This is a genomic window from Nostoc sp., from assembly GCF_036917315.1.
GTDB lineage: Bacteria > Cyanobacteriota > Cyanobacteriia > Cyanobacteriales > Nostocaceae > Nostoc.
In genome coordinates this window covers 1-22,336 of record NZ_JBALDR010000030.1, presented here as the reverse complement: position 1 = coordinate 22,336, position 22,336 = coordinate 1, and the positions used below count along the sequence as shown (strand labels likewise).

Sequence of the window (22,336 nt, the reverse complement as noted above, 5' to 3'; positions counted from 1 at the left end):
TCCCCTGCCCCCCTGCCCCTCTGCCTCTTCCCCACACCCTAATTTTATTTTTGAGTAACAGAATATATTTTTTGACACATATTTCATCACCATACTGAAGTAGCTAGGTTTTCAGCTTTTTTCTTATAAAATCTTCTAGGACACCTTAATTTACATAATCTAACTTTTGTGCATAGATTTCAGAATTTACCAAGTGTTTTAGGATTAGCGATTGTAGGGTTGATTGGTGGCATGAGTTCTGTACTTGCTCAAAAAACCATTCCCTCTTGTCAACCACCAAATGGGGGTGAGTATCTTTTATTAGTAGTCAGTCCCACAGCAAATAATCAAAAGCAGTTACGTAGCGCCTTACCACCCGAACTTAAAACTATCACCTGCAAATATCTCAACGAAACTGTGACGCGAGTCGGGGGTTTTAACAAAATTGACGATGCCAATCGTTGGGCAAGATATGTCAGCAATATTGTTGGCTTGTCTGCCATAATTACCACTCGACCAACAACAACGGCAGATGTGCAGCCGCAGCCACAGTCACAGCCAAAATCACCTCAGCAGACAGTCAGCTATAATCCTCAAACATTAGGAGAAGGTTATGCAGTGCTGGTAGATTATTACAACCGTCCAGAACTAGTAAATAATGTGCAGCAAGTGGTCGGAGGTAACGTCGGTTTTGTTTCTTATGGACAACGCCCTTACTTGCTAGCAGTTTATACCACTAACCAAACTGAAGCGTATAATACATTGCAAAAGCTAAACAATGGTGGTTTCGTTGCCAGCCTAGTAGATAGTCGTAAAGTGATTCTGCTGCGCTCGACTGTGCGGTTTTAGTGTTAAGTTGACTGGCATACTGATGCGATCTACCAGAGTGGTAATTTGTCAATTGACCTAATTTGTGATTTTAAATTCAAAATTTCAAAGGGTTTTCAGCGAATATATTTATACTCGCTTTGCGAGAAGCAAGTTATTTGGCACAAATCCTTTCATCCTTAATCCCCTGAATTTATTTACGGGGTAAATCTAAAATCCAAAATTGATTGACAAATTACCAGTTACTAATTATCAATATCCCCTCAAACAAAGATTTATTGCCCTAGTTTAATAAGCAGACCTAGCTAACCAATAGATGGTTATACCCAAAGCCGACCCAGCGATTACCTGAACTGGTGTATGTCCGAGTAATTCTTTCAGACGGTCTTGGCTAAAGTCTGGTTTTTCATGGAATAATTCATCAATCATTTGATTGAGAATACGAGCTTGCTTACCAGCCGCTTGGCGAACTCCGGCTGCATCATACATGACAATGATGGCAAAAACGATCGCAACGGCAAAATCAGGAGATGCCCAACCCAGTGTTTGCCCTACACCAGCGGCTAGAGCTGTAACCAGAGCCGAATGGGCACTGGGCATACCTCCGGTTGTCACCAAAACACGTACATTCAATTTGCGATGTTTGACGATCTCAACTACGAGCTTTAATGCTTGAGCAATTAAACAAGCTACCAGAGCAACCAGCAGCACCCGGTTGTCTAAAATGTTGCCTATGTCCTGCATGTTATTTTGGTTAGGTTAGTAAATATTAGCAGCAGTTGTTGGTTGAGGAAACATTTAGATTCAACCCAAAATCCCAAATTAATCTAGTACATCACGGTGGAAACAGACCAACTCTTCAAAATCACCTAAAAGCTTACTTGATAAGCTTTTTTAATTTTGAATGAGTGAATTTTGAATTCCGCTGGGCAGTAGTAATACAATTTGGTGTAAATAAACTACCCATTCCCAATCAATAAAACGTTAAAGCGTTACTAGTTATTACGGCTGGTAATATAATGAGCGATCGCTTGGAGTGGTTTAGCTCTGTCTCCAAATGGTTCTAATTCCACACAAGCTTCTTTAACTAGCTCTTGGGCTTTTGAGCGCGATTCCTCAAGTCCCCAAAGGCTGGGATAGGTAACTTTCTGAGCTTTTTGGTCTTTACCAGCTGTTTTACCTAATTGCTCTTGGGTAGAAGTGATATCCAAAATATCATCAATGATTTGGAATGCTAGCCCAATATTTTGAGCATAACGAGTTAGTCGCTGCACATCTTCAGGTGATGCATTAGCAATCAGTCCGCCACAAACTACGCAAGCTTCCAAGAGGGCGGCTGTTTTGTGTTTATGAATGAAATTTAGGGTTTCTAAGGAAATATCAGATTTACCTTCCGACTCTAAATCGACAACTTGACCGCCGACCAAACCACCTGCCCCTAATGCTCGACCAAGACGGGCAATAACCTGCAAGACTACCTCTCTCTTAACGCTTTGGGGGGTTTCAATGGCAACAGACTCAAAAGCAAGAGCTAACAAGCCATCCCCAGCCAAAATCGCAACATCTTCCCCATAGACTTTATGATTCGTCAGCTTTCCCCGACGGTAATCGTCATTATCCATCGCTGGCAGGTCGTCATGTATCAACGACATTGTGTGGATCATCTCCACAGCACAAGCCGTTGGCATGGCCATCTCAATGGTTCCACCCATCATTTCACAGGTGGCAAGGCAAAGAATGGGACGTACACGCTTACCTCCAGCTAATAACGAATAGCGCATCGCCTCATAAATCTTTTCTGGATAAATGACCGGGATAGACCGATCCAAAGCATTATCACAAAGCTTTTGTCGCTCTTTTAAATAAGCTACTAAGTTAAATGTGGCTTCCTCTGGTGGTGTCTTTTGGACGTTATCAGTTGCTACCATTCTTTAATTCCTGATATTTTGCGATTTTTGCCTTATACGTCACAATTTTAAGGTGCTGGGGGGCTGAAAAAAATGAAGAGTTAGGAGCAGAGACGCGATTAATCGCGTCTGTACGGGATTTAGAAGTTAAGAGTTATTAAGAATAACTTTTAATTCACTCTCTTTCTTCTTTTGCCGCTCTGGAATAGCTAGCAAATGTATTTTCCAACAATATGGCAACAGTCATCGGGCCAACACCACCAGGAACTGGGGTGATAAATCCTGCTACATCAGCGGTTGATTCAAAATGGACATCGCCAATCAGACGACTTTTGCCATTCGCATCGGTGACGCGATTCATCCCCACATCTACCACAACAGCGCCCGGTTTCACCATATCAGCAGAGATCAATCCGGGACGACCTACTGCTGCAATTAGAATATCAGCATTTTGGGTGATGGTTTTGAGGTCATGCGATCGCGAGTGAGCGATCGTGACTGTAGCATCAGCTTCTAATAGCATCAGCGCCATCGGTTTACCCACTAAAATACTGCGCCCCACCACTACTGCCTGTTTTCCCTGTAAAGAAATCTCATATTCTTCTAAAAGCCGCATCACACCAGCCGGGGTGCAGCTACGTAAACCGCTTTCTCCCCGTACTAGTCGCCCCAAGTTAACTGGGTGCAGTCCATCAGCATCTTTATCGGGATCGATTTGATGTAGCAGAGTTACAGCATCCAGGTGGTTAGGTAAGGGCAATTGCACAAGAATGCCATCCACTCTTTCATCGTGGTTGAGTGCAGCAATTACCTCTTCTAACTCTCCAAGGCTAGTTTCGGCAGGGAAATGCTTACCAAAAGAAGCGATCCCAACTTTAGCGCAGGCTTTTTCTTTATTGCGTACATAAGCAGCTGACGCTGGGTTATCACCAACCATCAACACTGCTAAACCAGGTGGTCGTCCAATTTTTGGTTGTAATTGTGTAATCGCAACAGAAAGTTCTTGCTGAATTTTTGCTGCTAGAGCTTTCCCATCAAGGAGTTTGGCAGTTTTTGTTTCCATGAAAATTCCCAGCTATGTTCGCTTTTTGTCCAAAGTCCAAAATGAAAATATTGATTCTTAACTCTTGACTTTCGACTATTATTGTGTTGCTGTTTGATGTCGTAGCGTTTCTCTCACAGTAAATTCATAATGTTTATTTTCTCAGATCAACGGCATCATCTGAAGAATAAAGAATTGGGAGTGAGGGAGCAGAGGGGCAGGGGAGCAGAGGAGCAGAGGGGCCAGAGGGGCAGGGGAGCAGGGGAGAAATAAGTTGCAGTAAGTTTTTCGCCTCTGTACCTCTGCCTCTTGTGCCAACCAAATGCCCAAAATAAATAAATCGGTGGCTTTTATGCGACAAATAAGAAATTTATCTCTTTCGTTCTTGTACGGGCACAGTATTGTTCCTTACCGTTTGGGGTTGACTTTTTTCCTGATAACAGGACTTTGTAGTTGTGATAACTTGATATCGCCTGGTTTGCGTGGTGCTGGCTTAAAAATTGGTACAAATGTCACTCCAATTGGAGAGATTAAAGCAAAACAAGACAATCAGGCTATAGTTTACATCCAAGGTCAGGTAGAAAAGCAAGCTCCCCTGATCGAACAGTGGGCTTATAAAATTAAGGACTCAACGGGCAAAATTTGGGTAGTCACCAATCAAAAGAATCTGGGTGAAGGTTCAGAAGTTGTAATTAAGGGTAAAATTCGCTACCGAAGTATTCCCTTAGCTGGCAAAGAATTGGGGGAAGTTTATTTAGAAGAAGAATAATAACAATTAAAAATAAAGACATGAACAATCAACAGGCGCACGTAGCGATCGCAATTCTCTACCAGAAAAACAAGTTTCTCATGCAATTGCGTGACAACATCCCCGGTATTCTCTACCCTGGTTACTGGGCACTGTTTGGCGGTCACATCGAACCTGGTGAAACGCCAGATGTAGCGGTAAAACGAGAAATTTTAGAAGAAATCGGCTACAATCTACCACCTTTTGTTGAATTTGGTTGTTATCCCAATGAAAGAGTTGTCCGTCATGTCTTTCATGCACCACTCTTGGTGGAATTAAATCAACTGGTTCTGAATGAAGGCTGGGATATGGCGTTATTTACGCCAGAAGATATTCGCCAAGGTAACTGTTATTCACAAAATGCTGGCGAAGTGCGACCTTTAGGGGCAATGCATCAAAAAATTATGTTGGATTTTATTGAGAAAAATCCAACATAATTTGGGGATTAGTCATTTGTCATTTGTCATTGGCACGAGAGACAGAAGTGCTGCTCCCTACTCCCCACATCCCTAGAAGTCAAAATAAAGTTAGAACTCTTATGAGGTCATCACTAATGCAATCAGCAAACAAACTGCCGCGATGGTTAACTATAGGATTGGCATTTCCCATTGCCATTCTCAATGGCTGGCTATTGCTCCAGGTTATACAGTATTTTCAACCCTTAGTTAGCATTATCGCCGCCGCCATCCTACTGGCTTTTGTCTTGAATTATCCAATCCAGTTTCTCCAGGAACAAGGGGTGAAACCGAACTTAGCGATCGGGGGAGTGTTACTTTTGACTCTGGTGGTTTTAGTAGCTTTAGGCATCACCTTGGTTCCCCTGATTATTCAACAGCTTGTTGAACTGGCTAATATTTTGCCCAGTTGGATTGATTCTGGTACTCAGCAGCTACAAGCTTTTCAAGATTGGGCGTTAAGTCAACAGCAACTTCCGATTAATTTAAGTGGTTTATTTACCCAAGTTCTGGAACGATTATCCAACCAACTTCAGTCCTTCACTGGTAGAATTCTTGGTTTTGCTGTCGATACCATTGGTATTGTCCTCAATGTGCTGCTGGCGGTAGTACTGACTATCTACCTAATATTGAACGGTGAACGTCTTTGGGACGGAATTTTTCAGTGGTTTCCCCCTAATATTGGGTTAAGAGTACGGGAATTACTGCGAGAGGATTTCCACAATTACTTTATCGGTCAAGCAACATTAGGAGCTGTGTTAGGGGTGACAATTACACTAGTGTTTTTAGCGCTGCAAGTTCCCCTAGCTTTACTTTTTGGCATTGGTATTGGCTTATTTTCACTCTTCCCCTTTGGTACGGGGGTAGGTATCGCCATAGTAAGTTTGTTGGTAGCGCTACAAAATTTTTGGTTAGGGGTGGAAGTCTTAGGTGTAGCTGTTGCGATCGATCAAATTAATTCTAATATTATTGCACCTCGAATTCTCAGCAATTTGACTGGCTTAAATCCTGTGTGGGTGGTGATTTCTTTATTGCTGGGTGCAAAGTTGGGAGGAGTACTGGGTTTATTAGTTGCGATCCCGATTGCCAGTTTTATCAAGGATACAACAGATAGCTGGCGGGCTGGAGAGTTTAATAAGATAGAGGATATAGAGTCAGAACCTGTTACGGTAATAAGTGATAGAGCAGGAACTTATAGTTAAAATCAAATCATTCAAATTAACTTGAAAACTGGCGATTTTGTTCATAAATAAAGCGCAAAATCATAATTTATGATGCTAACAAACAAGAAGCTATTACTTTGTGCATCAAAAATTTTACAGCAAGCAAAATAATCATAAAAAACTTGAGTGTAAGTGTAGTCTGCACTTCTCTACGAGATACTACGCAAACGACAAAGCTCTGTTCCCACAGCAGGCATCGACATTTACATATAAGAGGAAATCTGGTAACGCATTAATCAACGATCAACCCCTACAAAAGCATCATAAAATTCCTTATCCTTCAGGTGAAAACGGAATACAATACTTGCCGAAAATGACTGCGAAGCACTACGCTGTAAAACCTAAGCAGTCAGTATTTAAAAAAAATGAAAAGTTACTTAAAACTTACCTTTGACAATGGGCAAACAGCATTAGCTACTCAAGTTGAGCAGCAAGCAGAATTGCCAAATGCTCTTGAGGAAATAGGGCTTGGCGGTTCGCGTCCTGTTTTAGTAGTAGTGGGGGGTGCAAATAACATCAGTGAAGCTGACTGTCTCCGAATTCAACGGTTGTTTGTGGAAGTTTTAGCCCCCATTGCCGAAACTTTAGGGGCTTATGTCGTGGATGGAGGTACAGATGTAGGAATTATGCGAATGATGGGTGCGGCTCGTACCCAAATAGGTGCTAAGTTTGCTTTGGTTGGTGTGACACCCGAAAGTAAAGTGGCTTTACCTAATCATTCGGAAATTGCTGCTGACTTGACACCGTTAGAGCCAAACCATACTCATTTTGTACTAGTTCCTGGGAAGAATTGGGGCGACGAGTCTCCTTGGATCTCTTGTGTTGCAGCTATGCTGGCGAATGATGCACCTTCAATGACAATACTCTTGAACGGTGGTGAAATTACCTTTAAGGATGCCTTTTTTAGCGTTGATAGTGGCAGAGTAGTTCTGGTGATTGCTGGTAGTGGTAGAACCGCAGATATACTTGTAGATGCTTTGCATGGAAAGGCTACTGATGAACGAGCCAAAAAGCTAGCTAAATCTGGTACATTACAATACATCGACTTAATTGACATAGAGAAAGGAGTTGAGAATTTAGGCAAAGTAATTAAGGGGTTACTTTTTAATTAGGAGTAAAAATTGCAAAAAAATATAGTTATCACGAATTTTTAAAAGAAGATTTTAACAAGTTATTTGCAGGTATTAACTTAGGTGATGTGCAAAAACATTTTTTGCGATCGCGCTCGTTATAACAACTACTATGGATGGAAAATAAGGCGAATTTATCGCGCGATCGCCATTATTTTTTACGGATAACAACTATTATTGGTGGTGTAATTCTCCCGGCATTGGTAAGTCTAAATATTAACACTAATTTCAAAACTAACAATAGGGATATTATTATCTGGTCAACTTTTGGTTTTAGCCAAAAAGTTGGTATTAGTGCTGCCATTGAAGAGTTTTTTCACTTTTCACTATGGAGAACGCTGGCGACACTATCAAGGATTAAAAGCTACTGTTGTTATTGCTAGAACTTCCTTCGCTTGGCACGTTTTTGCTGGTACATCAACTCATCTGCCTGTAATATGAGTTTTTCCAATGAAACATCTTCATTGATAACGCACTCTTGAACTCCAATACTCATTGATAGACGATAATTTCTACCTTGATTCTGATTAAATAAATCAATGTTAGTTTGGAGGCGAACACTAATTGCATTCGTACGATCTGAACATTTCGGAATGAATACAACAAACTCATCACCCCCTAATCGGGCAACGATGTCAGAATCTCGATAGGTTTGACTTAGCAAGTCTGCGGCGTCTACTATTACCCGATCTCCAACTTCATGTCCAAACGTATCATTGATTTGCTTCAATCCATCTATATCTATAAATAAGAGACAACAGGGCTTTTGTAGCTGATGGGCTAGTTTTAATTGCTGATCTGCAAATATAAAAAAACCTCGTCGATTGTACACTCCGGTTAATTCATCCGTTAGAGATAAACGCCTAACTTCTGCCTCAACTTTTTGATGCCCTTCTATTTCTTTTTCTAGTGCAGCAGTTCGATTGTGGACTCTTTGTTCTAATTCATTATAAATTTGCACGTTTTCCATTGCGACAGCCGTTGTGTCTGCCAATGCCTGTAATAGCTTTACTTTTTCTTCCGTTGGCTGATGTAACGTTGCCCAATATGTTCCAATTGCACCGATGGGGTTACACGCTCGGATCGGCACCATTGCCAAGCTTTTTACAAAAGTTGATTGATAAGGTGCAAATGGAATCCGTTCATCTCCATAAATATCGCTAATCACAACGGGCTGACGGTTTCGCATTGTATGCCCACCAATGCAAATACTCATCGGGAAGCGTTGCCCTTTCCATAAAGGAGCGATCGCATCTTCATCTGCGTAATAACATTGATCTCCATCTCGTAGTACAAAACTAGCCCCATCTGCCCCAGTCAACTCACGCGCAGATTTTCGCACAATCTCCATAATTTGCTCTAGCGTCCGTGCTAGTGACAATGCTTGAACAACCTCAATTAAATGCTCTATCCCATGAACATACGACATTTCAGCTTTGACATCATTAGAATCAGAAATGATGACAGGTGAAGCAGAGCTTTGAAAATTCATGCGCTTCCACCAATAAAAAAGGATCAAAAATTAGTTGAGACTGCCATCGGATTGCAATGTCTTTATTCTCAAAAACAAGGCAAACGCATCTTATTTTTATAATGCTTACTGGGCAAAAGTTTCAAGCATTATTTATTTTTAGGACTAAATTTTTAACCCTTGCTGGGCATGGATTACAGAATTTAAATGCCTTTACCCTGATTCTAGAAAATTTCCCATTTTATTCTATTAGAGATATTACGGATTTCTTTAACGATCTATCTAAAGAAAGGTTGCAAAACTATCTCGATATGTTAGATTAATGTGATTTTTGCGAATAAAATAGAAAAGGTTTTCTCAGGTATAGATGGGAGCAACGCGAAAAAGTGAGATCGGGTTTAATTCTCAATAAAAACAGCTATTTCACTGCGATCGCACTATTAAACAGGTGATTTATACCCCTAATTTTTACCACCTCACAAAATCGCGTTGTTCCCGGTATAGATGGAGACTAGAATATCTTGATTGATTTGACACAAAAATTCTGCGACATAGATCGATACGGTTCAGTTAGCGCCAAAAATCTTAAGTTGTGTAGGTTGGGGAGCCACTGCGCCCTTGCGGTTTCCCGACTTGTTCGCGCAGCGTCTCCGATGAGGAACGAAACCCAACATTTTCATAGCTTTGTTGGGTTGCGCTTTGCTTCACCCAAGCTACAATTTTTCTTAACCCAAGTGTATTGCGACATAGATGATTTCTATGCCATCTAAAAACTAATGTCGCAGAAAACGCCCCAACTGCCGTTTTTTGACTTCATCAAAATTAGATTAAATTAATCCTCTAAAATCTGAATTTCATCAAGTTTATTAATCACCACATCTGCACCTCGGACATGATCTGACTTACCTATCCAAGTGATACCAATACAACCTGCGGCTTTAGCATTACGCGCCATTTGCATATCCCCAACTGCATCACCTACCATCAAGGTAGCGCTCGGTTCAACTCCCAAAGCTTGGCACGCTTGCAAAAATAGCACCGGATCTGGTTTACTGGGCCCTTCATCTACGCCCATTTCTAACTGGATATAATCACTTAATTCGTGATTGGCTACAAAATTACGTACTTCTTCAGTTGTCGCAGCTGAGAGGATGCCAAGTTTTAGTCCACCCTCCCGCAGGTATTTCAAAATTTCTAGGCTACCTACAAACAGTGGCGAAGGAGTTTGTCCAATGTATTTTTCCGCTTCATCCAAAGCTTGACGGGCTATTTTTAAGCACTCAAACCATCCTTTTCCTGTTTCGGCAATATATGCCGCAGCCGCAACTTCTGTTTCGCGGCGACTCGCTACTGATATTAAACCTGCGGGATCTAGAAGATTGCCATTGATGCCAAATGCCATTAATAGGGGTTCCCCAGTTCCAGGGATTTGAGCATCTATTAACCTCGTTGCCTTTTGTGCTAGCGATCGCAAATACGTTTCTGAATCTTCTAGAGTACCGTTTTTGTCAAACAAAATTGCCTGGATATTATCAAAAGTGATATTTCTACATTTAATGGTTGCCATAATATTTAACTTCTAACTACTCCCAACTCTTCACTTTCAGCGATTCTCCACATAAAAAAAGAGGGTTTTTCCCTCTTTATAAAATGATTTAATACTCTTACTTAAAGACAAGTAAAACTATAAAAAATTTATTACTCTTCAATGGCTGCTGGAACTGGTGGAATTTCCTCTTCAGTTTCCGTCGCTGCTGGAATTTCCTCTTCAGTTTCCGTCGCTGCTGGAATCTCTGTTTCAATTGCCGCAACTACTGGAATATCTTCTTCAAGTTCTGCTGCTGGTGGAATATCTTCATCAACTTCCGTTGCTGATGGAATATCTTCGTCTGCAAGAACTTCCGCAGGTGCAGCCGCAGCAGTAGCACCTTGCTGCTTGGCTAATAGCTGTTCGCGATACTTAGCAGCCATTTCTTCTGCTTTATCGTAGACCAAATCCCGGTTTTTAATCATGTCGCCGGGTTCGGGTTCTAGCTGCTTGGTAGATAGAGAAATGCGACCCCTTTCTGCATCCAAGTCAATGATCATAACTTTCACTTCATCATTGACATTGAACACGCTATGAGGTGTATCAATATGTTCGTGAGAAATCTCAGAAATATGCAGTAGACCGCTGACGCCGCCAATGTCGATGAAAGCACCGTATGGTTTGATACCACGAACAGTACCAATTACTACTTCACCTACTTCTAGGCGATTCATCTTGCGCTCAACTAGCGCCCGACGATGAGATAGAACGAGGCGATTACGTTCCTCGTCTACCTCTAGGAATTTCAATGGCAGATCCTCGCCGACCAATTCTTCTTTAGGTTTCCGGGTACTGATGTGAGAACCTGGGATAAAACCACGTAATCCTTCAATCCGTACCAATGCTCCACCGCGATTGGTTGCAAATACGCCAGAACGGACAGTAGCATCTTCTGCTTGCAACTGCCGTACGCGTTCCCAAGCCCGCATATATTCAATACGGCGAATAGAAAGGGTTAATTGGCCATCTTCGTTTTCATCGGTAAGGATGAAAAATTCGCGCGTTTCGTTTGACTGTAATACTTCTTCCGGGCTATCCACCCGGTTAATAGACATTTCTTGTATAGGAATATATGCTGCGGTTTTAGCACCAATGTCAATCAGAGCGCCGCGCGGCTCTATACTGAAAACTGTTCCTGGGACAACATCACCAGGGCTAAAATGATAATCGTATTTGTCAAGTAGAGCAGCGAAATCTTCGTGAGTGAATCCAATTTCTGTAGCGGTTAAATTCTGATTGACCATGCTGATTTGTTCCTGGTTCTAGTCTCCGTAAAGGTGGTGCGACAGGCGCGATGCGTTATGTAAGCAGTACTATGGCAGCTTACACAAAACATCCTTTTTCATCCTAGCGCAGAAAAGCTAGCATTAACACATATCTACTCCCAAGATTGGAAATTATATCACAATATAAAAATGATTTGTCATTTACTTAGTAGTGAAAACCAACAAAGGGCGAACACAATAATATCCGTTGCGACCATACTTAGTAGCAACGGATATTAAGATTAAATCCGCTTCAAAGTCTGTGGATAGGATCTACTTATCTTTTGGTTTCTCAAAGCGAGGGGGTTCGCGAAATGCGATCGCAAAGAAGAGAGTACCTATACACAGAGTAAAAATCAAGATGTACGCAACGCTTTCCATTATTACGATTTCCTCTTTATCCAGCCAGTAATTAAAGTTCTGAGTGCTGAGTTGTGAGTGCTGAGTTCAGAGCTTTTACTCGGAACTCAGCATTTCTTTACTCAGCACTGAAATTAAAGGGCTTCTTTCCGGCGGGTTGACTTGTCACCCACTTTCTGGAATAGACCCCACTCAACTTGCTCTTCTAGATCGGCGTCAACACCAGCAAATACGTCTCGGTAGATTGTCCGAGCGCCATGCCAGAGATGACCAAAGAAGAACAGCAGAGCAAATACGGCGTGTCCAAAGGTAAACCAACCTCTAGGACTGGTGCGGAATACACCATCAGAGTTCAAGGTTTCCCGGTCAAATTCAAAGATTTCACCGCCTTGAGCCTTACGGGCATACTTCTTCACATCAGCTGGCTCTGTAAAGGTCTGACCATTCAGATTGCCACCGTAAAAACTAACGGTGACACCAGACTGCTCGAAGCTATATTTAGATTCTGCCCGACGGAAGGGAATGTCAGCGCGGACAATTCCATCTGCATCAGTCAAAATCACTGGGAAGGTTTCAAAGAAGTTGGGGAGACGACGCACAGTCAATTCCCGTCCTTCAGAATCTTTGAATACGGCGTGACCTTGCCAAGATTGGGCAATGCCATCACCCTTCACCATCGGCCCTGTACGGAATAGACCGCCTTTAGCGGGGCTATTACCAACATAATCGTAGAAAGCCAATTTTTCAGGAATCTGCGACCAAGCTTGCTCGAGGGTTGCACCTTCAGCAACGTTTGTTTGGACGCGACGCTGAATTTCTTGACGGAAGTAGTTTTGATCCCATTGATAGCGGGTGGGACCAAACAATTCGATGGGAGTGGCGGCGTTACCGTACCACATAGTACCAGCAACCACGAAAGCAGCAAAGAAGACTGCTGCAATACTGCTAGAAAGTACTGTTTCAATGTTCCCCATCCGTAGGGCTTTGTAGAGCCGTTCGGGGGGTCTAACTGTCAGGTGGAATAAGCCTGCAATAATACCAACAACACCAGCGGCAATATGGTGAGCCGCAATGCCACCAGGGTTATAGGGGTTAAAACCATCTGGGCCCCATTCTGGTGCTACTGCCTGGGCCGCACCAGTTACACCATAAGCATCAGAAACCCATATCCCCGGCCCAAATAGTCCGGTGACGTGAAAAGCACCAAATCCAAAACAAAGTAGACCAGATAAGAACAGGTGAATGCCAAACATTTTTGGCAAGTCAAGAGCCGGTTCACCAGTGCGGGGATCTCTAAAAAGTTCCAAATCCCAGTAAACCCAGTGCCATACGGCCGCTAAAAATAGCAGACCGGAAAGAACAATATGAGCTGCTGCAACGCCTTCAAATGACCAAAAGCCAGGATCGGTTGATGGCCCACCAGTAACGTTCCAACCACCCCAAGATTGAGTGACGCCCAAACGCGACATAAAGGGTAGGACGAACATCCCTTGACGCCACATCGGGTTGAGAACTGGATCGCTAGGATCAAAAACAGCTAGTTCGTAGAGTGCCATCGAACCAGCCCAGCCTGCTACTAAGGCTGTGTGCATTAGGTGTACAGAAATCAGTCGCCCTGGATCATTCAGAACGACTGTATGTACTCGGTACCAGGGTAGTCCCATCGACTACGCTCCTCCTCGATGAGTTAGTTTACAAAGCAATTTTCTTACTGAGGTTATGAGAGACGAAAATCGCCACTCATAAAACTCTCTCTTGTTTTTTGTTATTGCCAGAGCCAGAGTATCACCACAGCTAGTCTTAATAAGTCAGACAGCGTGGGTGCTTTGGCAATGCTTACTCGCTTCGGGAGGTTTACCTATGTTAGGGTAGCCATCGCCAAGCAAAAATGAGAATGTTTTAAAAAGTGTAACTATTGATGGAATTGTTTGCAAGCGTGTAAATTGATGCGATCGCGTAGCATCTCCAAGTTTTTTCGCTACCAATACCCGTTGGGGATGAAATTTGCTTATCTTTTCTTTACGTGGAGAGTGGAGAGTGGAGAGTGGGGGGCAAGGGAGCAGGGGAGCAGGGGAGCAGGGGAGCAGGGGAGCAGAGAAGTTGTTATCCCCTCTGCCCCTCCGCACCTCTGCTCCCTTGCTCCCCATACCTACTATCTACTGAACCACCAAGTGGATATTTTGCAATTGACACTTCGCCTCAGCTGTACCCAGGCGTTCGATTACCTGTTCGGCGCTCATCAGACGCTTGAGTACTACTTGACCGATGGTCTGACTGCCAATTACTGGTGTTGTTGGCTTCACTTCTACGGTTAAAACGGCTTCTTCAACTCGATAAAGCCAGAGCAATTCATTTTCTTCGACTAAACAAATATTCATTCGCTGAATATCTGGTTGGCGTCGCCATGCAGTTATTTGCCAGAGTCCATCAGATGCCCAAACTCTTGCAACTGCCCATCCCTCAGATAGAAAGAAATACTTCACGGTCTTAGTCTCACTATTTCGACTTTCAATCTGCTGTTAACAATATCGCGATCGCTTTAGTCGCTGATGTTCAAACACACTTCTTTTTGAGAATACAGCCAATCTTGATGATAAAACGCTTTATCGATGTCTGTTCTCAAGCAGCAACAGGTAAATATCTCAACGTACATTACTTGGGCTAAGTGTCAAAGCTTAACAAGACCTGTTTTCCTAGTAACTATGAATTTACGACAAATTTAACCAATGTTGAAAATTTTAATTACATAAAAACTTTTCAATACTTAACAAATCTTAAATATCGAGTTCTGTATTTTATCAATGATTTTTTGTAACCAAATAGTGAATAGGTGTAGCCCGTCGTAGGCATCACAGCAATAAACTTGATTATGAAGTTGAGTATCCGCCACAAATTTTTGATTTAGATAGCTACGGAGGTTCTATTGCAACAAAAACCACTATAAATTGTGAAGATTCAGCATAAGAGTCACAAATGTAGTAAAATTGCTGACCGCTGAGATCAAATATATTATTCCTATGACCTGGTTTTCCTTGTTCGTGAAACAGTGGGGTCGGATTACACAATTCCTATCTTTGTTCTGTTTATGTTTATTTTTGGTTGTTAGTTGCGCTCCTCGTCCGCAGTCAACGACGCCGCCATCAGGTTCTGTAAATACCCCTACAGGTGATGGTCGTATTACGATCGGTACAACAGCCAAGCCAAGAACCCTCGATCCGGCTGATGCTTATGAGTTAGCATCTTTAGGTTTGGTGTTTAATATGAGCGATCGCCTCTACACCTACGAACCAGGAAGCACCGAAATTAAACCCCAATTAGCTACAGCATTACCCAAAGTCAGTCAAGACGGCTTAACTTATACCATCCCCTTACGTCAGGGAGTACTTTTTCACGATGGAACTCCCTTCAACGCTCAAGCAATGGCCTTTACCATCCAGCGCTTTATTGAAAATAAAGGAAAACCCTCATTCTTACTAGCTGATGTAGTAGATTCGATAAAACCGACAAGCGAGTATGAGTTGACAATCAAGCTGAAAAAGTCCTTTGCAGCTTTTCCCTCACTGCTGGCATTTCCTGGAGTGTGTGCTGTTTCACCAAAAGCTTACGAAGTCGGCGCTGGTAAATTCAAGCCGAATATTTTTGTGGGAACTGGGCCTTACAAATTAGGGCAGTATGGTACTGATTCCATCCGATTTGATGTGTTTGATAAATATTGGGGAGAAAAACCAGTTAACAAGGGTGTTAATCTCCAAATTCAAACTAGTCCAGTTAATTTGTTTAATGCTTTTCGTACAGGCGCGGTGGATGTAGCTTATTTGTCGCTACAACCAGATCAAAATCGGAGTTTGGAAGAAGGTGGGAAAAAAGGGGATTGGCAAGCGATCGCAGCTGAAGGTAGTGTAGTAAGTTATCTGGTATTAAACCGGAATCAAAAGCCTTTAGATAAATTAGAGGTAAGACAAGCGATCGCATCCATAATTGACCGTCCACTTTTAAACGAGCGAGTCTTACTTGGTCAGGCAGATCCGCTTTATAGCATGATTCCCACGACGTTTAAAGTTTCTCAGCCATTATTCAAAGATAAATATGGTGATGCTAACTTCGATCAAGCTAAAAAATTATTAACTACTGCTGGCTTCTCCAAAGAAAATCCTGCAAAAGTGCAAGTTTGGTATCCTTCTAGTTCACCTACTCGTAGTTTGGCAGCACAGACACTCAAATCCCTTGTGGATGTCAAAATGGATGGAATACTGCAATTTGAAGTTACCCAAGCGGAAGGACCTGCCTTCTTTAAAGACATTGCCAAGGGTTTGTATCCGGCAGCTTTACTTGATTGGTATCCAGACTTTTTAGATCCAGATAATTACGTCCAGCCATTTTTATCTTGTGACAAAGGTTCCGTGGCTAAAGGATGCGAAGATGGAGGCAGTCAAACTCAGGGTTCGTTCTACTATAACGAAGCCATAAATAAATTGATTGATGGGCAACGCAAAGAACAAAATCCCGAAGCGCGTCAGAAAATTTTTAACGAAATTCAAACGCAAGTTACTACTGATGTACCTTACGTTCCCTTATGGCAAAACAAGGACTATGTATTTGCCCGAAATGGTGTTAATGGCGTGAAACTTAACCCTACCCAAATTTTGCTTTACCAGACACTTAAAAAGTAGTCATTGGTCATTAGTCATTGGTCATTAGTAATAACTGTTGACCATTGACTTTTGACTATTCAATAAAAATTTCATGTTTCATATATATTTAGTTGATAACTAAAGTAGTTCCCAATATTGCATTTTGAATCTTAAACTTTAAATTACTTATGTCTCGTTCTAAAGCTTTACAGTATTACATTGTTTCTCGGTTGCTTCTTGCGCCACTTCAGCTATTAACGATTATCACCATTGTATTTCTCTTACTAAGAGCAACACCAGGAGATCCAGCAGATGCAATTCTTGGTGGACGTGCGCCAGAAGCAGCTAAAGAAGAATTGCGAAAACAACTCGGTTTAAACCTGCCGTTGTGGCTACAGTATCTAAATTATTTGGGAAGCATACTGCGCTTTGACTTGGGAACCTCTTTAATGAGTCGCGGACAGAATGTTTGGGACATAATTGGGCAATATTTCCCGGCGACAGTGGAGTTAGCAGTATGTAGTATGGCGGTTGCACTCATCGTCGGCATTGCGGTTGGGACTCTTTCGGCTTCCCGTCCTGGGACATATTTTGATGTCGGTGGGCGCTTATTTGGTATCATCACCTACGCACTTCCCATGTTTTGGGCGGGAATGCTTTTGCAATTGATTTTCTCAGTCCAATTGGGTTGGTTTCCTAATTCCAACCGCTTTCCGCCCAATTTGCCTGCTCCCACTACTGTGACTGGATTGTATACAATTGATAGCTTACTCGGTGGAAATTTCACCCAGTTTTTCGCATCTTTGCACCATCTGGCTTTACCGAGTCTCACACTAGGAATTTTGCTCAGTGGAATTTTTGAGCGAATTGTGCGAGTGAATTTAAAACAAACGTTGCAAGCCGATTATGTAGAAGCTGCTAGAGCCAGAGGTATTGGTGAAAATAAGATTTTAGCCTCCCACGCTTTAAAGAATGCTTTAATTCCAGTGATTACAGTCTTGGGATTAACCTTTGCGTCTCTGTTGGGTGGAGCGATTTTGACAGAGGTGACATTTTCTTGGCCTGGATTAGCTAATCGATTGTATCAAGCGATCGCCGATCGCGATTATCCCACAGTCCAGGGAGTGCTGGTATTTTTTGGTGCGATCGTTGTCAGTGCAAGCATTTTGATTGATATTTTAAATGCTTATGTAGATCCGCGAATTCGGTATTAAGCTATTGGACATTTTGTTAAATTTCTTGAGAAATACCATTGGCTAAAATCCCAAGAATTTTATTCACATCTTTGAGATAATATTCGCTTAAATCAATAGTCAATGTTTGTTCTTCTAGTTTCAAGAATTGCCAAATACTGCCCGTTGTAACTGCACCGTAAATTGTTTTAATCTCAGTTACAGCTTGCTTATTAAATATTTGGGCTGCTACCATTTCCGCCGCACACTGACCCAAACCACCATTAATATTTTCTTTTTTAGCTTCTACAACTGTAATTACTGGTGCTGTCAAAATTAGAATTTCTGGAGATTTAGTAATAATAAAATCGCAAGTGCCGTTTAATCCTTTACTATTATCAACAGTAAAATCTACTCCAGAAAATAAACTAATTTGTTCGTGTAATTGTCGGCGTAAATCAACTAAAATGGGAGCAATAATTAACTCAGAACGAGCTTTTTCACTATTGCTGCCTAAAGCGATATCCAGGTTATAGTTAAGTGTTTCTACAAGTAAATTACTCGCTGCTAATTCAGAAACACCAGCGAAGATATTGCGTTTTTCTAATGTGCTTAAACTAAACTCTTGTTTTGCTTTAGCTAAACTAAACTCGCTGTAAGCCATAAAAATATTACTCTCTTTCGCTTTTAAATAGAAGACTTAGATTACCGTCCAACATCCAAGTTAAAGTAGAAATTACTGTCTACAATTCTGTTGCTGCCAATATATTTGATAATAGGTATGCTAACTCGGTGCTGTCCTGGTTCAAGCGTCCAAGTTTGTTGAAAATTACCAATATTATGACAAGCAGCATTAATCGGAAAGTTACTAAGAGTGAAAAGTCCATTTTTATAACTCTCAACTCCATTTGGAAACAGATAAACTTTTACTTCTACTCGATTGACCGGAGCTTTAGATGGTATGCAATAGGTTAGATTTGATAATCTTAGAGTATCTCCAGCTTTTAGAGGTATGCGATCGCTATTTTTTACTTGCTGAGGTTCGTTGCTATTAAACTGCACTGTAAGATTATCAACGCATACTTTAGCCACAGTAACTTTATCACACGTTGTAGAAGTGGCGGTGACAGAGGGTAACTCTAGAGAAGATTTGTTCCCAAGTCCCATTATGGCAGGTACTCCGGCAGATGCTATGGTGGCGGTGGCAGCGATAAGAGCCAGTGCAAGCTGTTGTCTAAATGTCATTTTTCAAACTCCTCAACTTTTGTGCTGTAACACCATCATCACTTGAGACACAGGCTCTATAGGTAGGCGCTAGTAGGGAGTTTGAGTGATTAAATTGTTGTAAGGGAAAGTAGGCAAATGTAGGTTTGTAGGGTAAAGTATTACACTACTGGCTGATTTTGACTTTACTCTGCTAATTCAATTACGCCTAATGGACTCAAAAGAAGCGTTAGGGACTTCCAAGCAATAAAATCACCAAATACAAGAATGATAATCATTGTGAGGAGGGGGAAGGAGAAGCAGCCGTCGACGGCTGCTTCTCCTTCCCCCTTTTGTAGTAAATTCAATTAGGAGGGAAATTTTTGGGTGTTTGGAGTGTTGATAGAATTAACTGATTCAGTCAAAAAATTGTTCTTAGATACAGCAAGCCAACTCAAAGGAGCAGCAAGGCGGCGCTTTCAAGCACAAATTGTGATGGAGTTAGGCTACGGAGGGCAGCTACTGGCTCAAAAAGAATTGCGATGGGATAGAAATACTATCCGTAAAGGAATTAAAGAATTAAGTAGTGGGATTACTTGTGTAGATAATTATTCGGCGAAGGGGCGTTATAAGGCAGAAGAACATTTACCAAGTCTGTTAGAAGATATTAAAAAGTTGGTGGATTCCCAGAGTCAAACTGACCCAAGTTTTAAAAGCCAAAGACTGTACACACGACTAACTGCAAGCCAAGTAAGAAAGCTATTAATTGAAAAATTTGCTTACAGTGATGAACAGTTACCCTGCGAAGAAACAATTCGCGTCAAATTGAATTATTTAGGTTATCGACTTAAACGGGTAGCAAAAGTACTTCCTCAAAAAAAATCCCCGAAACGGATGCAATCTTTGAGCAATTAGCAATACTTAATCAATCGGCTTTGGATGATAAGAGCATTTTACGTTTAAGTCTTGATGCCAAAGCTCGTGTCAATATTGGCGGCTTTGACCGAGGAGGTAGAAATCGAGTTCCAATCAAAACCAAAGACCACGATTTTGACCCAAAAACAACCCTAACTTCCTATGGTATCTTTCTTCCAAACCTAGATGAACTGTTTTTATACTTTACAGAATCAAAGGTGACGAGTGATTTTATTGTAGATGTATTAGCTGATTTTTGGAAAAGTGAGAGTTGGCGATTTCCAGATATAAAAACACTTCTTATTAATCAAGATAATGGTGGAGAGAATCATTCTCGGCGCACCCAGTTCATGAAACGTATAATTGAGTTTGCTCATCAGCACAAATTAAATATACGTTTAGCTTATTATCCTCCATATCACAGCAAATATAATCCCATTGAACGAACATGGGGGATATTAGAAAAATCTTGGAATGGCAGTATTCTAGATGAATTAGAGACGGCTTTAAACTTTGCTCAAAGTATGACCTGGAAAGGGAAGCATCCTGTTGTCAAGTTAGTAACTCAAGCTTACGAGAGTGGAGTTAAACTTACTAAAAAAGCTATGGATGAAATTGAACTACAAATCGAGCGTCTCACCAATTCTACCCATGAAAAGTTCCCCAATTTAGGTAAGTGGTTTATTGATATCTATGCTGGAATAACGTAACAGGAGTCAATTTTTATAAAAGCTTGAACTTCTAAAAATAGTCAATACTAATTATTATCATGCACCTTACATTTACTACAGAGTGCAAAGCAAATCATGGATATTTAAGAGGGGGAGAAAGCGGTTGCCGACGGCAACCGCTTTCTCCCCTTAAAATGATTATCATTATTGTTTAAAATTGGATTCTTGGTTTTTGTTGATTAATTTATTCTTTGGAAGTCCCTAATCGCAGTGTCTCACGTTCAGCCAGGTCTTTAGCTCTCAATCGAGCATTAGGCGAACTGACAAAAATCCTAAACCAAGCCGACACCTTGCCGCAAGCAGAGCAAGGGTTAATCATAGATATCGCTCAAACTTGGAAAGAAAGCCTTTTACAAATCGCTGGTGAAGTGGGAGAGATTTCCATCACCAAGCCTGTGATTAATCCCTATGTTGTAGGCGACCCCGTTCAAGGTAATCTCTTCGTTGGGCGAGAAGATATCATCAGACAATTAGAAGAACTCTGGATAATGAGTAATCAACTCCAGTCCGTAGTTCTCTACGGTCACAGGCGTATGGGCAAAACTTCTATCCTGGTTAACGCTGCTAACTGTCTAGGCTCACAAATACAGCTAGCTTATGTCAACTTGCTACGTTTGGGAGATAGCCCCCAAGGTGTGGGTGAAGTACTAATGGCAATTTGTGATGAAATTTCTCAAACTGTAAAACTTCCACCACCAGCTGACGCTGATTTACTTAATCTCCCCTACCGGACTTTTGAACGTTATTTGAAACAGGTTGAAGCAAAGCTAGACGGTGGGTTAATCATCGCCTTAGATGAATTTGAGAAAATTGAAGATTTAATAGAAGCGAACAAAATTCCTATCGAGTTTATGGGTTTTCTGCGCGGTTTAGTGCAAATGAGTTCTAAAATCGCTTTTGCTTTTGCTGGTCTGCACACTTTAGAAGAGATGACAGCAGATTATTTTCATCCATTTTTTGGAAGCCTAATTAATATCCATGTCAGCTTTCAAGAACGTGCAGCTACTCGCCAAATTCTCGCTAACCCAGGTAATGAAGACTTCCTCCTCGACTACATCCCGGAAGCTTTAGATGAAATTTATGCTTTGACACACGGGCAACCATATTTAGTGCAACTGCTGGGTTTTCAGCTAGTGCGCCGCTACAATGACTTTGTTTTTGAGCAAGGGCGATCGCGTGACCCAGTTTTCACAGTACAAGATGTGGAAGCAGTTATCAATGATCCTGAGTTTTTCAAGCGGGGACGCTACTACTTTGATGGAGTTTGGGGTCAGGCGGCGCGGGGTGCTGAGGGTCAACAAGCAATTGTACAAGTGCTTGCACCTCACCCAGAAGGGCTAAGTCTGGATGCCTTAGCTCAGTCTACAGGTATGAACGACGCCGATTTACAAGAAGCGCTGAATACTCTGAAGCGTCATGATGTCGTTGAGGAAATTCAGGGAAGCTGGCGGATTATGGTAGAACTGTTCCGCCGTTGGGTTTTGCAACAGTAGAGTAGAGCGATCGCATTTGTTATTTCGGTGTTCGCATTTGTTATTTCGGTGTTCGCATTTGTTAAGCTGTTGTGCTTTTAATTTGCACAAACAGCATTTCCCTTGTTTTTTATTTTTCTTCCCCATTTAATAATAAGCTCTCCATCATTTAAGAGT

The 22,336-nt window shown here is 41.7% G+C and carries 23 protein-coding genes; 11 read left to right on the top strand and 12 right to left on the bottom strand.

Features of this window, described 5'->3' with window-relative positions:
* The first annotated feature begins 168 nt into the window (after positions 1–168).
* Positions 169–828 (top strand): hypothetical protein, encoded by a 660-nt coding sequence (locus tag V7K84_RS14670; protein ID WP_334839071.1) that lies wholly within the window; start codon positions 169–171, stop codon positions 826–828.
* 267 nt (positions 829–1,095) lie between these two features.
* Here the strand turns inward: V7K84_RS14670 and V7K84_RS14665 are convergent, their stop codons facing one another.
* The 3 genes from V7K84_RS14665 to folD form a co-directional block, all read right to left on the bottom strand.
* Complete coding sequence (locus tag V7K84_RS14665) at positions 1,096–1,551, bottom strand: divergent PAP2 family protein (protein ID WP_094350479.1); 456 nt, start codon at positions 1,549–1,551, stop codon at positions 1,096–1,098.
* Between the two features lie 251 nt (positions 1,552–1,802).
* The gene (gene crtE, locus V7K84_RS14660; RefSeq protein WP_334839069.1) at positions 1,803–2,735 is read right to left on the bottom strand and encodes a geranylgeranyl diphosphate synthase CrtE; all 933 of its coding nucleotides are present in this window, start codon (positions 2,733–2,735) and stop codon (positions 1,803–1,805) included.
* Between the two features lie 154 nt (positions 2,736–2,889).
* Positions 2,890–3,777, bottom strand: coding sequence for a bifunctional methylenetetrahydrofolate dehydrogenase/methenyltetrahydrofolate cyclohydrolase FolD (gene folD / locus V7K84_RS14655; protein ID WP_334839067.1), 888 nt, complete (start codon positions 3,775–3,777; stop codon positions 2,890–2,892).
* 331 nt (positions 3,778–4,108) lie between these two features.
* On the opposite strand from folD, the gene V7K84_RS14650 reads away from it, so the two are divergent.
* The 5 genes from V7K84_RS14650 (at position 4,109) to V7K84_RS14630 (ending at position 7,734) form a co-directional block, all read left to right on the top strand.
* Complete coding sequence (locus tag V7K84_RS14650; protein WP_334839066.1) at positions 4,109–4,525, top strand: hypothetical protein; 417 nt, start codon at positions 4,109–4,111, stop codon at positions 4,523–4,525.
* A gap of 20 nt (positions 4,526–4,545) precedes the next feature.
* Positions 4,546–4,980 (top strand): NUDIX hydrolase, encoded by a 435-nt coding sequence (locus V7K84_RS14645; protein WP_334839064.1) that lies wholly within the window; start codon positions 4,546–4,548, stop codon positions 4,978–4,980.
* A gap of 116 nt (positions 4,981–5,096) precedes the next feature.
* Positions 5,097–6,200, top strand: coding sequence for an AI-2E family transporter (locus tag V7K84_RS14640; RefSeq protein ID WP_334839063.1), 1,104 nt, complete (start codon positions 5,097–5,099; stop codon positions 6,198–6,200).
* Positions 6,201–6,586: 386 nt separating this feature from the next.
* Positions 6,587–7,333, top strand: a complete 747-nt coding sequence (locus V7K84_RS14635; protein WP_334839061.1) for a hypothetical protein — start codon at positions 6,587–6,589, stop codon at positions 7,331–7,333.
* 182 nt (positions 7,334–7,515) lie between these two features.
* Positions 7,516–7,734 carry a DUF4231 domain-containing protein gene (locus tag V7K84_RS14630; RefSeq protein WP_334839084.1) on the top strand — a complete coding sequence of 73 codons (219 nt, stop codon included), beginning with the start codon at positions 7,516–7,518 and terminating at the stop codon, positions 7,732–7,734.
* Here the strand turns inward: V7K84_RS14630 and V7K84_RS14625 are convergent.
* Complete coding sequence (locus V7K84_RS14625; protein ID WP_334839059.1) at positions 7,731–8,843, bottom strand: sensor domain-containing diguanylate cyclase; 1,113 nt, start codon at positions 8,841–8,843, stop codon at positions 7,731–7,733. The two genes, V7K84_RS14630 and V7K84_RS14625, sit on opposite strands and share 4 nt — an antisense overlap.
* Positions 8,844–8,899: 56 nt before the next feature.
* On the opposite strand from V7K84_RS14625, the gene V7K84_RS14620 reads away from it, so the two are divergent.
* Positions 8,900–9,145, top strand: coding sequence for a hypothetical protein (locus V7K84_RS14620; RefSeq protein WP_334839057.1), 246 nt, complete (start codon positions 8,900–8,902; stop codon positions 9,143–9,145).
* 262 nt (positions 9,146–9,407) lie between these two features.
* On the opposite strand, the gene V7K84_RS14615 is transcribed toward V7K84_RS14620, so the two are convergent.
* From V7K84_RS14615 to V7K84_RS14590, 6 genes are all read right to left on the bottom strand, one after another.
* Positions 9,408–9,530, bottom strand: a complete 123-nt coding sequence (locus tag V7K84_RS14615; RefSeq protein ID WP_334839055.1) for a hypothetical protein — start codon at positions 9,528–9,530, stop codon at positions 9,408–9,410.
* Positions 9,531–9,654: 124 nt separating this feature from the next.
* A complete protein-coding gene (locus V7K84_RS14610) occupies positions 9,655–10,389 on the bottom strand; it encodes an HAD family hydrolase (protein WP_334839053.1) in 735 nt (244 codons plus the stop codon).
* 131 nt (positions 10,390–10,520) lie between these two features.
* Complete coding sequence (locus tag V7K84_RS14605; RefSeq protein WP_334839051.1) at positions 10,521–11,654, bottom strand: S1 RNA-binding domain-containing protein; 1,134 nt, start codon at positions 11,652–11,654, stop codon at positions 10,521–10,523.
* A gap of 294 nt (positions 11,655–11,948) precedes the next feature.
* The gene (locus V7K84_RS14600) at positions 11,949–12,056 is read right to left on the bottom strand and encodes a photosystem II reaction center protein T (protein ID WP_084227385.1); all 108 of its coding nucleotides are present in this window, start codon (positions 12,054–12,056) and stop codon (positions 11,949–11,951) included.
* 113 nt (positions 12,057–12,169) lie between these two features.
* Entirely contained in the window at positions 12,170–13,699 is a 1,530-nt protein-coding gene (psbB, locus tag V7K84_RS14595; protein ID WP_334839049.1) for a photosystem II chlorophyll-binding protein CP47, read from the bottom strand.
* Between the two features lie 492 nt (positions 13,700–14,191).
* Positions 14,192–14,518: a hypothetical protein gene (locus V7K84_RS14590; protein WP_289795423.1), complete on the bottom strand. Its 327-nt coding sequence runs from the start codon at positions 14,516–14,518 to the stop codon at positions 14,192–14,194.
* Between the two features lie 534 nt (positions 14,519–15,052).
* On the opposite strand from V7K84_RS14590, the gene V7K84_RS14585 reads away from it, so the two are divergent.
* Together V7K84_RS14585 and V7K84_RS14580 are read left to right on the top strand one after the other, a co-directional pair.
* Positions 15,053–16,705, top strand: a complete 1,653-nt coding sequence (locus V7K84_RS14585) for an ABC transporter substrate-binding protein (protein WP_334839047.1) — start codon at positions 15,053–15,055, stop codon at positions 16,703–16,705.
* A gap of 149 nt (positions 16,706–16,854) precedes the next feature.
* The gene (locus V7K84_RS14580) at positions 16,855–17,880 is read left to right on the top strand and encodes an ABC transporter permease (protein WP_334839045.1); all 1,026 of its coding nucleotides are present in this window, start codon (positions 16,855–16,857) and stop codon (positions 17,878–17,880) included.
* Positions 17,881–17,896: 16 nt separating this feature from the next.
* Here V7K84_RS14580 and V7K84_RS14575 read toward each other — a convergent pair whose 3' ends face one another.
* Together V7K84_RS14575 and V7K84_RS14570 are read right to left on the bottom strand one after the other, a co-directional pair.
* A complete protein-coding gene (locus V7K84_RS14575; protein WP_334839043.1) occupies positions 17,897–18,502 on the bottom strand; it encodes a hypothetical protein in 606 nt (201 codons plus the stop codon).
* Positions 18,503–18,543: 41 nt separating this feature from the next.
* Positions 18,544–19,083: a hypothetical protein gene (locus V7K84_RS14570; RefSeq protein WP_334839041.1), complete on the bottom strand. Its 540-nt coding sequence runs from the start codon at positions 19,081–19,083 to the stop codon at positions 18,544–18,546.
* Positions 19,084–19,443: 360 nt separating this feature from the next.
* On the opposite strand from V7K84_RS14570, the gene V7K84_RS14565 reads away from it, so the two are divergent.
* Positions 19,444–20,666 (top strand): ISAzo13 family transposase gene (locus V7K84_RS14565; RefSeq protein WP_334839081.1). Its coding sequence is split into 2 segments (ribosomal slippage): positions 19,444–19,924 and positions 19,924–20,666, totalling 1,224 coding nucleotides; the frame shifts between segments, so codons are not numbered across the junction.
* 212 nt (positions 20,667–20,878) lie between these two features.
* On the top strand, positions 20,879–22,180 hold the full coding sequence (locus V7K84_RS14560; protein ID WP_334839039.1) for an AAA family ATPase: 1,302 nt from the start codon (positions 20,879–20,881) through the stop codon (positions 22,178–22,180).
* Positions 22,181–22,336: the final 156 nt, after the last annotated feature.

Excerpts from the sequence above, each read along its gene's own strand:
- V7K84_RS14665 (WP_094350479.1), bottom strand. The coding sequence starts at position 1,551 with ATGCAGGACATAGGCAACATTTTAGACAACCGGGTGCTGCTGGTTGCT.
- crtE (WP_334839069.1), bottom strand. The coding sequence starts at position 2,735 with ATGGTAGCAACTGATAACGTCCAAAAGACACCACCAGAGGAAGCCACA.
- folD (WP_334839067.1), bottom strand. The coding sequence starts at position 3,777 with ATGGAAACAAAAACTGCCAAACTCCTTGATGGGAAAGCTCTAGCAGCA.
- V7K84_RS14650 (WP_334839066.1), top strand. The coding sequence starts at position 4,109 with ATGCGACAAATAAGAAATTTATCTCTTTCGTTCTTGTACGGGCACAGT.
- V7K84_RS14645 (WP_334839064.1), top strand. The coding sequence starts at position 4,546 with ATGAACAATCAACAGGCGCACGTAGCGATCGCAATTCTCTACCAGAAA.
- V7K84_RS14640 (WP_334839063.1), top strand. The coding sequence starts at position 5,097 with ATGCAATCAGCAAACAAACTGCCGCGATGGTTAACTATAGGATTGGCA.
- V7K84_RS14635 (WP_334839061.1), top strand. The coding sequence starts at position 6,587 with ATGAAAAGTTACTTAAAACTTACCTTTGACAATGGGCAAACAGCATTA.
- V7K84_RS14625 (WP_334839059.1), bottom strand. The coding sequence starts at position 8,843 with ATGAATTTTCAAAGCTCTGCTTCACCTGTCATCATTTCTGATTCTAAT.
- V7K84_RS14620 (WP_334839057.1), top strand. The coding sequence starts at position 8,900 with ATGTCTTTATTCTCAAAAACAAGGCAAACGCATCTTATTTTTATAATG.
- V7K84_RS14610 (WP_334839053.1), bottom strand. The coding sequence starts at position 10,389 with ATGGCAACCATTAAATGTAGAAATATCACTTTTGATAATATCCAGGCA.
- V7K84_RS14605 (WP_334839051.1), bottom strand. The coding sequence starts at position 11,654 with ATGGTCAATCAGAATTTAACCGCTACAGAAATTGGATTCACTCACGAA.
- V7K84_RS14600 (WP_084227385.1), bottom strand. The coding sequence starts at position 12,056 with ATGGAAAGCGTTGCGTACATCTTGATTTTTACTCTGTGTATAGGTACT.
- psbB (WP_334839049.1), bottom strand. The coding sequence starts at position 13,699 with ATGGGACTACCCTGGTACCGAGTACATACAGTCGTTCTGAATGATCCA.
- V7K84_RS14585 (WP_334839047.1), top strand. The coding sequence starts at position 15,053 with ATGACCTGGTTTTCCTTGTTCGTGAAACAGTGGGGTCGGATTACACAA.
- V7K84_RS14580 (WP_334839045.1), top strand. The coding sequence starts at position 16,855 with ATGTCTCGTTCTAAAGCTTTACAGTATTACATTGTTTCTCGGTTGCTT.
- V7K84_RS14575 (WP_334839043.1), bottom strand. The coding sequence starts at position 18,502 with ATGGCTTACAGCGAGTTTAGTTTAGCTAAAGCAAAACAAGAGTTTAGT.
- V7K84_RS14570 (WP_334839041.1), bottom strand. The coding sequence starts at position 19,083 with ATGACATTTAGACAACAGCTTGCACTGGCTCTTATCGCTGCCACCGCC.